Origin of the sequence: Pseudomonas mandelii, from assembly GCF_024138395.1 — a bacterium.
GTDB lineage: Bacteria > Pseudomonadota > Gammaproteobacteria > Pseudomonadales > Pseudomonadaceae > Aquipseudomonas > Aquipseudomonas mandelii_E.
Window position 1 is genome coordinate 430,807 of sequence record NZ_JAMYDU010000003.1, and the last position, 12,284, is coordinate 443,090.

The 12,284-nt window shown below is 59.0% G+C and carries 12 protein-coding genes, 1 tRNA gene and 1 pseudogene; 4 read left to right on the forward strand and 10 right to left on the reverse strand.

What is annotated here, in order from left to right:
* Nucleotides 1-131 precede the first annotated feature (131 nt).
* Together desA and NHU87_RS08255 are read left to right on the forward strand one after the other, a co-directional pair.
* Nucleotides 132-1,313, forward strand: coding sequence for a delta-9 fatty acid desaturase DesA (gene desA / locus NHU87_RS08250; protein ID WP_253547292.1), 1,182 nt, complete (start codon nucleotides 132-134; stop codon nucleotides 1,311-1,313).
* Nucleotides 1,314-1,566: 253 nt separating this feature from the next.
* On the forward strand, nucleotides 1,567-2,556 hold the full coding sequence (locus tag NHU87_RS08255) for a GGDEF domain-containing protein (RefSeq protein ID WP_253547295.1): 990 nt from the start codon (nucleotides 1,567-1,569) through the stop codon (nucleotides 2,554-2,556).
* A 132-nt stretch (nucleotides 2,557-2,688) separates the two neighbouring features.
* Here NHU87_RS08255 and NHU87_RS08260 read toward each other — a convergent pair whose 3' ends face one another.
* The 3 genes from NHU87_RS08260 to gabD all read right to left on the reverse strand — a co-directional run bounded on the left by NHU87_RS08260 (nucleotide 2,689) and on the right by gabD (nucleotide 6,948).
* The gene (locus NHU87_RS08260) at nucleotides 2,689-3,903 is read right to left on the reverse strand and encodes a response regulator (protein WP_253547298.1); all 1,215 of its coding nucleotides are present in this window, start codon (nucleotides 3,901-3,903) and stop codon (nucleotides 2,689-2,691) included.
* Nucleotides 3,904-4,039: 136 nt separating this feature from the next.
* Nucleotides 4,040-5,317 carry a 4-aminobutyrate--2-oxoglutarate transaminase gene (gene gabT / locus NHU87_RS08265; protein ID WP_007899625.1) on the reverse strand — a complete coding sequence of 426 codons (1,278 nt, stop codon included), beginning with the start codon at nucleotides 5,315-5,317 and terminating at the stop codon, nucleotides 4,040-4,042.
* A 188-nt stretch (nucleotides 5,318-5,505) separates the two neighbouring features.
* Complete coding sequence (gabD, locus tag NHU87_RS08270; RefSeq protein ID WP_019581696.1) at nucleotides 5,506-6,948, reverse strand: NADP-dependent succinate-semialdehyde dehydrogenase; 1,443 nt, start codon at nucleotides 6,946-6,948, stop codon at nucleotides 5,506-5,508.
* Nucleotides 6,949-7,296: 348 nt separating this feature from the next.
* Here gabD and NHU87_RS08275 point away from each other — a divergent pair.
* Nucleotides 7,297-7,373: transfer RNA gene (locus NHU87_RS08275), tRNA-Arg, on the forward strand.
* Nucleotides 7,374-7,492: 119 nt separating this feature from the next.
* On the opposite strand, the gene NHU87_RS08280 is transcribed toward NHU87_RS08275, so the two are convergent.
* Nucleotides 7,493-7,825: a type II toxin-antitoxin system HicB family antitoxin gene (locus NHU87_RS08280; RefSeq protein ID WP_253547300.1), complete on the reverse strand. Its 333-nt coding sequence runs from the start codon at nucleotides 7,823-7,825 to the stop codon at nucleotides 7,493-7,495.
* Nucleotides 7,822-7,926 (reverse strand): annotated as a pseudogene (locus NHU87_RS08285) (type II toxin-antitoxin system HicA family toxin); the annotation flags it as partial. The gene NHU87_RS08280 and the pseudogene NHU87_RS08285, both read right to left, overlap by 4 nt.
* A 545-nt stretch (nucleotides 7,927-8,471) precedes the next feature.
* Here NHU87_RS08285 and NHU87_RS08290 point away from each other — a divergent pair.
* Nucleotides 8,472-8,765, forward strand: coding sequence for a DUF3077 domain-containing protein (locus NHU87_RS08290; RefSeq protein WP_253547302.1), 294 nt, complete (start codon nucleotides 8,472-8,474; stop codon nucleotides 8,763-8,765).
* A 66-nt stretch (nucleotides 8,766-8,831) separates the two neighbouring features.
* Here NHU87_RS08290 and NHU87_RS08295 read toward each other — a convergent pair whose 3' ends face one another.
* The 5 genes from NHU87_RS08295 to NHU87_RS08315 are packed head-to-tail and all read right to left on the reverse strand — an operon-like array spanning nucleotide 8,832 to nucleotide 12,263.
* Complete coding sequence (locus NHU87_RS08295; RefSeq protein ID WP_253547304.1) at nucleotides 8,832-8,999, reverse strand: hypothetical protein; 168 nt, start codon at nucleotides 8,997-8,999, stop codon at nucleotides 8,832-8,834.
* Nucleotides 8,996-9,265, reverse strand: a complete 270-nt coding sequence (locus NHU87_RS08300; RefSeq protein ID WP_253547306.1) for a hypothetical protein — start codon at nucleotides 9,263-9,265, stop codon at nucleotides 8,996-8,998. Before NHU87_RS08300 ends, NHU87_RS08295 begins: the two co-directional genes overlap by 4 nt.
* A gap of 21 nt (nucleotides 9,266-9,286) precedes the next feature.
* Nucleotides 9,287-9,907, reverse strand: a complete 621-nt coding sequence (locus NHU87_RS08305; protein WP_253547308.1) for a hypothetical protein — start codon at nucleotides 9,905-9,907, stop codon at nucleotides 9,287-9,289.
* On the reverse strand, nucleotides 9,904-10,485 hold the full coding sequence (locus NHU87_RS08310) for an RNA polymerase sigma factor (RefSeq protein WP_253547310.1): 582 nt from the start codon (nucleotides 10,483-10,485) through the stop codon (nucleotides 9,904-9,906). Before NHU87_RS08310 ends, NHU87_RS08305 begins: the two co-directional genes overlap by 4 nt.
* Nucleotides 10,486-10,502: 17 nt before the next feature.
* On the reverse strand, nucleotides 10,503-12,263 hold the full coding sequence (locus NHU87_RS08315; RefSeq protein WP_253547312.1) for a vWA domain-containing protein: 1,761 nt from the start codon (nucleotides 12,261-12,263) through the stop codon (nucleotides 10,503-10,505).
* Nucleotides 12,264-12,284 lie beyond the last annotated feature (21 nt).

Below are 12,284 nucleotides of genomic sequence, written 5' to 3' on the forward strand. Positions count from 1 at the left end.
CTACAAAAAAGCTGGAATTATAGATTAAAGAAACATCCAGCCACTCTTATCTGAAAGGGCGACTGGTTTTATCTGTGAGCTAAGTGATAATGCAACGGCTGTTTTTTTCTTTATCGAGGGTCCTATAGGCTATGTGGTACGAAGGTTTTCTTGGCTTATCGCCCTGGTCACTGGTGGCAGTCACCCTGCTGATGACCCACGTGACGATCGTCGGCGTCACGGTTTATCTGCATCGCTATTCAGCCCATCGCTCGCTCGAGCTCAATGCCGGCCTGAAACATTTCTTCCGCTTCTGGCTGTGGTTGACCACGGCGCAGAACACCCGCGAGTGGACGGCTATCCACCGCAAGCATCACGCCAAATGCGAAACCGTCGATGACCCGCACAGCCCGGTCATCAAGGGGCTGTCCACCGTTCTGCGCAAAGGCGCCGAGCTGTACCGCGCCGAAGCGGAAAACCCCGAGACCCTGCGCATCTACGGCAAGAACTGCCCCGAGGACTGGATCGAGCGCAATCTCTACAGCCGCTTCCCGCTGCTGGGTGTGGCGATCATGGGCGTCATCGACCTGCTGCTGTTCGGCACCATCGGCATCACCATCTGGGCCATCCAGATGATGTGGATCCCGGTGTGGGCCGCCGGCGTGGTGAATGGCCTGGGCCATGCCATCGGCTACCGCAACTTCGAATGCCGCGATGCGGCGACCAATCTGGTGCCTTGGGGCATCCTGATCGGCGGCGAAGAACTGCATAACAACCATCACACCTACCCTAACTCCGCCAAACTGTCGGTGAAAAAGTGGGAATTCGACCTCGGCTGGGCCTGGATCCAGGTCTTCAGCTTCCTGCGCCTGGCCAAGGTCCAGCGGGTTGCACCGATCGCCCACCGTGTCGAAGGCAAAGGCAGCCTGGACATGGACACCGCCATGGCGATCCTCAACAACCGCTTCCAGATCATGGCCCAGTACCGCAAGCTGGTGATCGCGCCACTGGTCAAGCAAGAGTTGGAAAAGGTCGATCACTCGGTCCGCCACCAGTTCCACCGGGCCAAGCGTTTGCTCTCGCGGGAAACCAGCCTGCTGGACGACAAACACCATATGCGCATCCAGACCATGCTCGAGCACAGCCAGGCGCTGAAGGTAATTTACGAGAAACGCCTGGCCTTGCAACAGATCTGGGTCAAGACCAGCTCAAATGGTCACGACATGCTGGCTGCCATCAAGGATTGGGTACACGAAGCCGAGGCCAGCGGGATTCAATCCCTGCGTGAGTTCGCCGACCAGTTGAAAACCTACTCCCTGCGCCCTGCCACCTGACATGTAGGAGCTGCCGCAGGCTCGGGCCGCGTTCGGACGATCTTTTGATTTTGCTCTTTCAAGATCAAAAGATCGCAGCCTGCGGCAGCTCCTACAAACGCGTCGCCAGTACCGCCCAGCGGTCCCCTGCCCCCTCGCCACAAAAACCGGGAACTTCGCTCCAAATCCCCTATCTCAAAGACACTTCGCCATTCAGGCGGGCCTTGTTCTGGCCGCTGTCGACATAGCGGCACGCCCTTTGAGATTTGTGCCGATGGTCCATAAAAACCTACAAGACACATCCCTTCCCCAGTGGCCAGAAGCCGCGCAAACCCTGATGGCGCTGATGCATGCCCAAGGTGAAGTGGCGCGCCTGAGTGAGCGCGAACAGTTGTTCAGCTCGCTGCTGGTCAGCGTCAACGCCGTGCTTTGGGCATTCAACTGGGAAACCCGTCAGGTGCTCTACGTCAGCCCGGCCTATGACCGGATTTTCGGCCGCTCCGCCGGCCTGTTGCTGTCCGACTACAACCACTGGCGCGACAGCGTCTATCCCGAGGATCTGGACTACGCCGAGCGTAGCCTCGCGCAAGTGCTGGACAAAGGCGCCGTTGAAGACCGCGAGTACCGCATCATCGCCGCCGACGGCCAAGTACGCTGGCTCAGCGACAAGTGCTTTATCAACCGTCAGGCCGAGCCGGGCCAACCGGTGATCATCGTCGGCATTGCCGAAGACATCACCGAAAAAAAGCAGATGGAAGCCGAGCTGCAACGCCTGGCCAGCACCGATGTGTTGACCCAAAGCAGCAACCGCCGGCACTTCTTCGAGTGCGCCAATCGTGAGTTCGAGCAGGCGCGGCTGAGCGGTGCGCCGATGGCGTTCCTGCTGCTGGACATCGATGACTTCAAAGTGATCAATGACACCTACGGCCATCAGGAAGGCGATAAGGTGCTGCAACGCATCGCCGAGAGCGGCCGCGCAGCCCTGCGGCGTGGTGATTTGTTCGGGCGGATCGGCGGCGAGGAATTCGCCGCGGTGTTTCCCGGCTGTGCACCGGACATGGCCCTGCAAGTGGCCGAGCGCCTGCAACGGGAAATTCAGCGGTTGAGCTTCAGCCATGACGACCAGACCTTCGGCATCACCGTCAGCCAGGGTCTGAGCAGCCTTACGCACGAGGATGAAAGCATCGACAGCCTGTTCGCCCGTGCCGATGCGGCGATGTACCAGGCCAAACGCCAGGGCAAGAACCGGATTATTTCTGGCTGAACTCGAATCGAAATTCAACGCAAAACTTGTGGGAGCGGGCTTGCCCGCGATGGCGGACTATCAGCCTACTTCAATGCTGAATGTCAGACCCTCATCGCGGGCAAGCCCGCTCCCACAGGTATTGCATGAAGCTCATTTTTTGCGCAAACGCATCAATTCCGGCAATCCGATCTTGAGCAATCGCGCCGTGCGGCTCTTCGACAACACTTCGATCCCCTCATGTTCGGTCAGACGCGCCAATTGCGCGGCCATGTTCATCACCAGCGCTTCGCGGGAGTAAACCCCGCCACCGAACTGGTAAACCGCCGCAATCAGCTCCCGCAACTCCAGAGGCAGGCGCCAGCGGGCCCGCAGCGCCGAACCGTAAGCCGCGCCGAACTCGGCCAGGGCATCGCCGACTTCCTGCCATTCATCCAGCTCCCCGCCGGCCTGCTTCCACTCCTGCAAACAGCGCAGCAACGCCAGGTCGCCGAGGCAATGCAGCATGCCTGCGCAATAACAGCGCGCCTGATCCAGATCCAGCAAACGCGCCAACGTTCGCGCGTATTCGGCGGTGTGCAGGGACAACTCCCAATAACGTTCGGCATAGTCCGCCAATTGCGGATCGCTGAGCCGGGCACTTCGTTTGAGGGCGAGCCCCAGAATCAGGTTCATGCTTTGCCCGGTGCCCAAGCGGTGCAGCGCCTGGGCCAGGGTTTGCACCGCGACGCCATGATGCTGGGCTGCGCTGTTGGCGGCGGCGATCAGGACAGCGGTAATTTGCGGGTCGGTGCGGATCTCGTCTTCCAGCCGCGTCAAATCGAGGCCATCGGGATTGAGGCTACGTTTGATCGCCACCTGCACGTCGGTCATCAACGGCGCACCCTCTGCCAGTTCGCGCCGCCGCTCCAGGTACACCGACAAGGTCATGCCCGGCGCCAATGACGGGACCTCGCAAGACACCTCTTCACCGGCGCTCAGCAACAAATCCTGCAGGCGCTGGGTCAGGCTTTCCATGTTCAAGGGTTTGGTCAGATACGCCGTGGGCGCCAGGGGCAAGACTTCGCGCACGCTGGCGCTGTCGTTGCGGCTGCTCATCAGAATGAAGGGCAGCGGCGGATTACGTTTGCGCTGACGGACACTGCGCAAGACGTGCAGGCCATCAACGCCAGGCAACTCCCAGTCGACGATCACCAGGTCATAAGGATTTTCCGCCAACAGGTGCAGTGTTTCCTGGCCATCAGCACACAGGTCCAGCCGCGCGTCGCAGCGCACATTCAACAACACTTGCTTGAGCAGATCGCGGGACCAAGGGTCGGCCTCGGCAATCAGCACTCGCGGTACAACGGGCAACACCACAGCAGTCATCGCACACTCCAACGGCAATGCTTGCACCTTAGTCAATGATGGCCATTCGATACAGCTCAATTGCCGCTGATGTTTCACGCAGCATAAAAAAACCCGCCGAAGCGGGTTTTTTGTCGATCAGATCACAAATCAATAATCAGAGCTCGGAGAAGCACTCTTCGATGATCGCCAAACCTTTGTCCAGTTGCTCGTCCGGCGAGGTCAGCGGTACCAGTACGCGCAGAACGTTGCCGTAGGTGCCGCACGACAGCAGGATCAGGCCCTTGTCACGCGCCTTGGCCACCACCGATGCCACAGCAGCGGCGTTCGGTTTGTGGCTGTCGCCGTCGACGAACAGCTCGACCGCGATCATCGCGCCCAGGGCACGCACTTCGCCGATGACCGGGTACTTGGCCTGAATGGCTTTCAGGCCAGTCACCAGACGCTCGCCGACCGCTTTGCAGCGGTCCAGCAGGTGCTCTTCTTCGAACACTTCCATCACGGCCAAGGCCGCAGCGCAAGCGATCGGGCTACCGGCGTAAGTGCCACCCAGGCCGCCTGGAGCAATGGCGTCCATGTATTCGGCCTTGCCGCACACACCGGCCAACGGGAAGCCGCCAGCGATGGATTTGGCGAAGGTAGTCAGGTCGGCAGCAACGCCCATCTGTTCCATGGCGAAGAAAGTGCCGGTACGGCCAGCGCCAGTCTGCACTTCGTCAGCGATCAACAGAATGCCGTGCTGGTCGCACAGGGCGCGCAGACGCTTCATGAACTCTTTAGGCGCGACGTAGAAACCACCTTCGCCCTGAACCGGCTCGATGATGATGGCCGCGATGTCACGCGGCTCGGCGTCGTTCTTGAAGATGCGTTCGATGCTGGCGATCGAATCGTCGATGCTCACACCGTGCAGTTCGTTCGGGTACAGCGCGCGGAAGATGCCGCCTGGCATTAGGCCCATGCCGGCCGAGTAAGGCACGACTTTACCGGTCAGGCCCAGGGTCATCATGGTGCGACCGTGGTAAGCGCCGGTGAACGCGATCACGCCGGCACGGCCAGTGGCGGCGCGGGCGATCTTGATGGAGTTTTCCACAGCTTCGGAGCCGGTGGTTACCAGCAGGGTTTTCTTGGCGAAATCACCTGGCACCTTGGCGTTGATTTTTTCGCACACTTCCACGTACGGCTCGTAAGCCAGTACCTGGAAGCAGGTGTGGGTCAGCTTGTTCAGTTGCTCGGTCACGGCGGCGATGATTTTCGGGTGCACGTGACCGGTGTTCAGCACAGCGATACCGCCGGCGAAGTCGATGAACTCGCGACCTTCAACGTCGGTCACGGTGGCATTCTTCGCGGACTCGGCGAAGATCGGGTGAATCTGACCAACACCGCGCGGTACAGCGGCTTCGCGGCGTTTCATCAAGGATGCGTTTGTCTTGCTCATAGTGTCCTCATTCACCGCTCATCGGGCGGCGTTGTTCAAGGAAAATGCGGCGGGGAGGCAACTACGGCAGCATGCGATGATCGACTGCCACAGCTTTCCCGGCCACAGAGAAAATTCCGTTTGAAGCGCGCAAAGGGACAGCGCTCTCGTGCCCTTTGCGCTTGAAGCAATGCCTTGCCGGGCCGAGCTTAGATGCCCAGGCAGAGGTATTTGATTTCCAGGTAATCTTCGATGCCGTACTTGGAGCCTTCACGACCCAGACCCGACGCCTTGATGCCGCCGAACGGCGCGACTTCGTTGGAGATCAACCCGGTGTTGACGCCGACCATGCCGTATTCCAGGGCTTCAGCCACACGGAACACACGGCCCAGGTCGCGAGCATAGAAGTACGAGGCCAGACCGAACTCGGTGTCGTTGGACATCGCGATCACGTCGGCTTCGTCTTTGAAGCGGAACAGTGGCGCCAATGGACCGAAGGTTTCTTCCTTGGCCACAGCAGCGTTGTTCGGCACGTTGGTCAGAATGGTCGGCTCGAAGAAGTTGCCTTGCATGCTCTTGCCACCCGCCAGCACGGTGGCGCCTTTGCCGACGGCGTCAGCAATGTGCTCTTGAACCTTGGCCACGGCTTTTTCGTCGATCAGCGGGCCAGTGGTGGTGCCATCTTCCAGACCGTTACCGATCTTGAGTTTGGCCACGGCCACTTTCAGTTTTTCCGCGAACGCGTCGTAGACAGAATCCTGAATGTACAGGCGGTTGGCGCAGACGCAGGTCTGGCCGTTGTTGCGGTACTTGGAAATGATCGCGCCTTCGACGGCCTTATCCAGGTCCGCGTCGTCGAACACGATGAACGGCGCGTTGCCGCCCAGTTCCAGCGAGACTTTCTTGATGTCCTTGGCGCACTCGGTCATCAACTGACGACCGATTTCGGTCGAGCCGGTGAACGACAGTTTGCGCACGATCGGGTTGCCGGTCAGCTCGCTGCCAATATCGCCAGCGCTGCCGGTCACCACACTGAACACGCCGTTCGGAATACCGGCACGCTGAGCCAGTTCAGCCAGCGCGAATGCAGAGAACGGGGTTTGCGAAGCCGGCTTGAGCACCATGGTGCAACCGGCGGCCAGGGCCGGGCCGGCTTTACGGGTGATCATCGCGGCCGGGAAGTTCCACGGAGTAATCGCAGCGGTCACGCCGATCGGCTGCTTGATCACGATCAAGCGCTTGTCTGGCTGGTGGCCCGGAATCACGTCACCGTAAACACGCTTGGCTTCTTCAGCGAACCACTCGATAAAGGAAGCGGCGTAAACGATCTCGCCTTTGGCTTCAGCCAATGGCTTGCCCTGCTCCAGAGTCATCAGGCGAGCCAGGTCGTCCTGGTTTTCGATGATCAGCTCGAACCAGCGACGCAACTTGTTCGCGCGTTCCTTGGCGGTCAGTGCTCGCCAGGCCGGCAGCGCTTTGTCCGCGGCTTCGATCGCACGACGGGTTTCGGCAGCGCCCATCTTCGGCACAGTGCCCAGAATTTCACCCGTTGCCGGGTTGTTGACCTTGATCGTCTGACCGTTATCCGCATCGACCCAAGCGCCATCGATAAAGGCTTGCTGGCGGAACAACTGGGTATCTTTAAGCTGCATGTCGGCTTTCCTTAACAGCACCGCGCAGGCGCGGAGCGAATTATGATTGTTGAAAGGCGCCTTATAGGCTGCCGTCAGGGAAATCATTCACCGGGCTGAAGCACATAAATAGCGCACAAATCGAACTCGTGCGGTTCAGCACCCAGACAAGAGCGTTTGAAATCTCAAACGAATCCTAGGATCAAAGGGGGTAAAGGACAATAGGCTGTTCGAAAAAAAGAACGAAAACGCCGCATTTGCCTATTTTTTCAGATCAGCGTAGCAAACGCAGGTTACGCTTTTGAAAAAGGCAGACGATTCAGCAGCATGGACGCCCGCAACGCATATGAGTATCATGGCGCCCGCATTGCACCAGTAGCTCAGCTGGATAGAGTACTGCCCTCCGAAGGCAGGGGTCGTGGGTTCGAATCCCGCCTGGTGCACCATAATGTAGAAACGAGAAAGCCTCAGATCTTAGGGTCTGGGGCTTTTTTGTGGGTGCTGTCTCGCCCTGAATAAGGTTTACACCTTCCGGCTTCTTATCAGGAAGGTGCAACGGCAGTGGTCAGGCATGCACCTCACGATCAAGAACGTCAGCTACCCACTGATTGATACTCTTGTGGGCTAGCTGCGCTTTTACGGCGACAGTTGCATGGAGTGCTGGCGCTAAACGCAGACTGAGGTGGCCAGAATAGGGCTTCTGCGGCGTACGCCCGAGCTTGGCGCAAGTCTCCAGATAATCGGTGACGGCCTCTTCAAATGCATCTCGAAGCTCCTGCACTGACTCGCCATGGAACCCAACGACATCTCTGATACCAGCGATATGGCCGACAAACAGGCCATCTTCCTCGCTGTATTCAATTCGGGCGGCATAGCCTTTGTAATTCATTACGCTCATGGGGTGACTCCTGCTTGTTCAAGGAAAGCCCGAGCATCACGAACCTGGTAGGGCTTTGCTTCTTTGTCCGGGTGTGGTCGGTGAAAGGTGGCGACCACACCTGTATAAGCCGATGGTGAGCGGGCTGAAGGGGCAGTTGTAAACTAAAAGTTTACAACTGCGGCACGCGTCAGTGTCAGACGCGTGCCGGCCTTCGTACATTTCTTGGTAGTTCTTGGGCGTTTCTTGGGTAGTCAACGGCGACTAGTGCTCTGACAATCGCCGTTGCCATTCACCCAATATCCGAGGTTGCAGCAGATCAGCCTGCACGATACCCTTCTGCCGTCGCTGCCAATTCAGCGACCGGGCTTGGTAACCCGAGAGTTAAGCGCAACAGCGCCCCCATTAGATTTGCAGGCGTTTTTTTATGCCCGCAATTTTGAGTTATGGCGGCTGTGCGTGGGACGTCTTCGGGCGTGCCGGATTCCTTGACTCCCGGTTTACCAACCTGCGCACAGCTGCCACCCATTCGCTTGGTAACGAAAAAGTGGCAGTTCCTCGTCAAGGAGCTAGACCATGCGCAATACAAATCCGTACGAAATTCGGTTCACCCCTCAACGCTATCTTGAATCATGCTTCCACCGCACCTCCGCCAATGGAGGTGACAATGTCTGACCAATCTGAACTAAAAACCATCGGCTTCACACCCTTCCACTACTGCTCTGTTGAACCGCTGTTTCGAGTGAATGGTGGTGTGCCCATCAGCGAAGCGTTGGCGCAGGCGTCCGACCTGTTGTTCCTGGCCAAGTCGTTTGCTGAGGATGCTGCTTACTCGAAAGACACTGACCGCCATGCGTGGGCCGCGCACTATTTTACGGCGATGGGCAAAGCAGTGATTGATGATGTGGTGAAAGTTTTGACGCGACCACCGCAGTCGACGACGCAACAAGCCGCAGAATAGCGGCAACGCACCCAAAAAAAAGCAGGCCCCGATTTTTCGGGGCCTGCAATTTTTGAGTGAGTGTTTTCAAGGGCGGCTACGCTCTGCTTCAACCTCATTAATGAGCGCATCAAGCTCGGCAAACACTGTTTCGGCAGGAATTGCCGGACGTGGGTCATTACGGCTGACGGCAATAGATTCACGTATTTCTGCGACCCGTAACCGATCAAATTGCTGCTGATAGGTTTTTTTCATTCTGTCGTCCAATCAAACTCGTCGTAGTCATCATCGTCTTCTTCGTCCTCGACCACTTCATCATCAAGAACGTCTTCCTCAATCGCTTCTTCTGCCTGCTTCGCCAGAAGAAACTCCTTACGACTCTCAGTCACTGCTCGCCGTAATTCCTCACCCTTCACCGGGCAGTTGAGCATTTGGGCGATGCGGTCGATTTTTTGTGCCACGGCATCCTCCAACGCATCGGCTATGGGCTGATAGTGCGCGCTTTCGGGTGTCGATGCCAAATTTGTCGACCGCTGTTCATCTCATTTTTTCTGCAAATCCTTGAGTCGAGCGGTGAGATTTTCCTTGGGAAAGCGTTTGTGCAAGTCTGCCAGCAGCGCTTCGGCGGCTTGGGTTTGACCGGTCTCTTGCAGGCGTATCACTTCACGTAATTGATCATCCAATGACTTAACCGGCGCGGCGGCGCGTTTGCTGAGTTTTGCTTCGTCGGCCATTTCGTTATTGATCGACTCGCGCTGCAACGGTGCAGCAGACTCCGCCATGGGCGCAGCAGGTGCGGGGGCGGATAAAGCGCCGGTCGGTGCAGCCTGGGAGCGAGCAGCAGCTTCCGGCTTGGCGGCCGGGGCGGACGCTTTGGGCGCAGGCGCGAAGTCGTAACTCGGCAGTTGTTCCGGCGTGCGTTGCACCAATGCCAACATCAGGGCCACACCAACGAGGCTGGCGAATGCCACTTGCCAGCGGGGTTGTTGGCAGGCGCGGAGCCAGCGGTGCCACAGGTTCGGCTTCGGTGCGGGGGCTTCACGATGCGCAGTGGCGAGGATGAAGGCATCGAGATGCGCCGGTGGTTCACCGGTTGCGTGGTCGCGGAAATGCTTGAGCACATCATCGTCATGCGATGGTGGCGTCTGTTTGGCGTCAGTCATGTCAGTACCTCCTCGGCCAGCAGCCGACGCAGTTTTTGCTGGGCGTAGCGCAAGCGACTTTTAACGGTTTCCAGCGGGGTTTCGGTGAGGGTGGCGATCTGCGGCAGGTCGAGGTCGCCGTGGGCGCGCAGCAGGAACACTTCGCGCTGGTCGGCGGGCAGTGTTTGCAGGGCGGCTTCGAGGCGTTGACCGTCGCGGCTCAGGCTCAGCAGTTGTTCGGGGTCGGCCGCGTCATCGATCAGGGCGTGGGTTTGTTCGTCGTAGCTGTCGTGCAAGGGGTTGTGGTTTCCGTGTTTGCGCCAGTGATCGATCAGTCGGTTGCGGGCGATCTGGTAGAGCCAGGTACGAAAGTTCGCCCGGCCTTGTGGCTGACTGGTGCTGCGGATCAGGCTCAGCCAGGTTTCCTGATACACCTCTTCGGCCAGTTCGGGTTTGCCGCTGAGGCCGAGGAGGAATCGATAAAGGCCCTGGCGATGACGGGCGTACAAAACTTCGAACGCCGGCCCGTCGCCGGAGCGGTAGCGCGCCAGCAGCGATTCGTCGCTGCTGGCGGCTGAGCTTATTGCAGAATCGGACATGTCAGCGCTGGCCTCTTTCACTCTATCCGGTTGTCGTTGGGCTGTTGATTGGAGGCGGTCGGGGTTCGCAGGCTCTGCGCCAACTCCACCAATTGCACGAATTCACTGCGCAGGCCGAATTGATCATCGCCCCGTGCGCCACGGGCCAGGGCTTCGGTGTCTTTCAGGCTGAATTCACCGGTATAGCGCCCGTCCTTGAGCTGCTGGGAAAAGGCAGCGACGGCGGCGGCAAATCTCAGGTCATCGCTGGCGGTCGAAAGCTTGCCGGCCTCACCATTCAGCTCTCCACTCAAGATTGGCCGCTCGATCAAGCGACTATTCCCACCTTCCGACGACTGATAACGCACCCGCAGCATCGCCAATTCCCCGTTTTTTGCAGAAACCTCGGCCCCAGGATTGCCATAGCGCAACGGTTCCAGCCAGCCCTTCTCACCCTTGGGCACAATTTCATACAACGCCGTCACCGTATGCCCTGCGCCGATTTCTCCGGCGTCGACTTTATCGTTGCTGAAATCCTCACGTTTCAAGGCGCGATTCTCATAGCCCAACAGTCGATATTCGCTGACCTGCGCCGGGTTGAATTCCACCTGCAGCTTAACGTTTTTCGCCACCACCGCGAGGGTCGAGCCGAGCTGATCCACCAGCACCTTGCGCGCCTCGCGCAGATTGTCGATGTAGGCGTAGTTGCCATCGCCAGCATCGGCCAGTTGTTCCATCAGGTGTTCATTGTAGTTATCCACACCGAAACCCAGCGTGGTCAGGGACACGCCGGTTTTGCGTTTATCCACAGCCATTTGCTTGAGGCTGTCGAAGTCGCTGATGCCAACGTTGAAGTCACCGTCGGTAGCCAGCAGGATGCGGTTGATGCCTTTGGGGATAAACGCCTGTTGCGCCATTTGATAGGCCAGTTCGATACCCGACGCGCCGGCGGTCGAACCGCCTGCGGTCAATTGGTCGATGGCGGTACGAATTTTCGCTTTTTCCCGTCCGGAAGTCGGCTCCAGCACCACGCGTGATTCTCCGGCATACACCACCAGCGAAACCCGGTCCTGCTCGCGCAGTTGATCGACCAGCAATTTCAGGGTGCTTTTGACCATGGGCAAGCCTTCGCGCCGGTCCATGGAGCCGGACACGTCCACCAGAAACACCAGGTTCGCCGGGGCCAGCTCCGCCACCGCGCGATCAGATGCCTTGATGCCGATGCGCAGCAAGCGGGTATGCGGGCTCCAGGGCGACGGCGCCAGTTCGGTGGTCACGCCGAACGGCGAGCCATCAGTAGGCAAGGCGTAATCGTAGGGGAAGTAATTGACCATTTCTTCCAGCCGCACCGCCCCTTCGGGAGGCAAACGCCCCTGATTGAGCAAGCGTCGGACGTTGGCGTAAGCGCCGGTGTCGACATCGGCACTGAAGGTCGAGACCGGCGCCTCGGCCACGCTGTGGATCGGGTTATCGGCCAGCGCCTGATATTGCTCTCGCTGCTCGTCCCGATAGCCCTGTGGATAAGCTTCACCGGCCGGCATGGGCGCGAAAGCGACTACCGGTGCTGGTCGCGCGCTGCGCTTGGCCTGCGCGGTGTCTGCCATGACCGCCTCACGCACCAACGCTTCAGTTTTCAGCGCACCTTGAGCCGGTGGCGCAACCGCAGCCGGGCTGTCTGTCTCAGAGGCGTGCGTCGCAGAATCTGGCGTGGATGAAGCGCCGCAACCGGCAACGGCCAGCAGCAACCCGGCGGCGAAACCCTGGGCGGCCGGGCGGAGGTAATACAGAGGGAGGGACATGGGGGCTGACCTCAGGAGGAA

Excerpts from the sequence above, each read along its gene's own strand:
- desA (WP_253547292.1), top strand. The coding sequence starts at position 132 with ATGTGGTACGAAGGTTTTCTTGGCTTATCGCCCTGGTCACTGGTGGCA.
- NHU87_RS08255 (WP_253547295.1), top strand. The coding sequence starts at position 1,567 with ATGGTCCATAAAAACCTACAAGACACATCCCTTCCCCAGTGGCCAGAA.
- NHU87_RS08260 (WP_253547298.1), bottom strand. The coding sequence starts at position 3,903 with ATGACTGCTGTGGTGTTGCCCGTTGTACCGCGAGTGCTGATTGCCGAG.
- gabT (WP_007899625.1), bottom strand. The coding sequence starts at position 5,317 with ATGAGCAAGACAAACGCATCCTTGATGAAACGCCGCGAAGCCGCTGTA.
- gabD (WP_019581696.1), bottom strand. The coding sequence starts at position 6,948 with ATGCAGCTTAAAGATACCCAGTTGTTCCGCCAGCAAGCCTTTATCGAT.
- NHU87_RS08280 (WP_253547300.1), bottom strand. The coding sequence starts at position 7,825 with ATGAGCGTAATGAATTACAAAGGCTATGCCGCCCGAATTGAATACAGC.
- NHU87_RS08290 (WP_253547302.1), top strand. The coding sequence starts at position 8,472 with ATGTCTGACCAATCTGAACTAAAAACCATCGGCTTCACACCCTTCCAC.
- NHU87_RS08295 (WP_253547304.1), bottom strand. The coding sequence starts at position 8,999 with ATGAAAAAAACCTATCAGCAGCAATTTGATCGGTTACGGGTCGCAGAA.
- NHU87_RS08305 (WP_253547308.1), bottom strand. The coding sequence starts at position 9,907 with ATGACTGACGCCAAACAGACGCCACCATCGCATGACGATGATGTGCTC.
- NHU87_RS08310 (WP_253547310.1), bottom strand. The coding sequence starts at position 10,485 with ATGTCCGATTCTGCAATAAGCTCAGCCGCCAGCAGCGACGAATCGCTG.
- NHU87_RS08315 (WP_253547312.1), bottom strand. The coding sequence starts at position 12,263 with ATGTCCCTCCCTCTGTATTACCTCCGCCCGGCCGCCCAGGGTTTCGCC.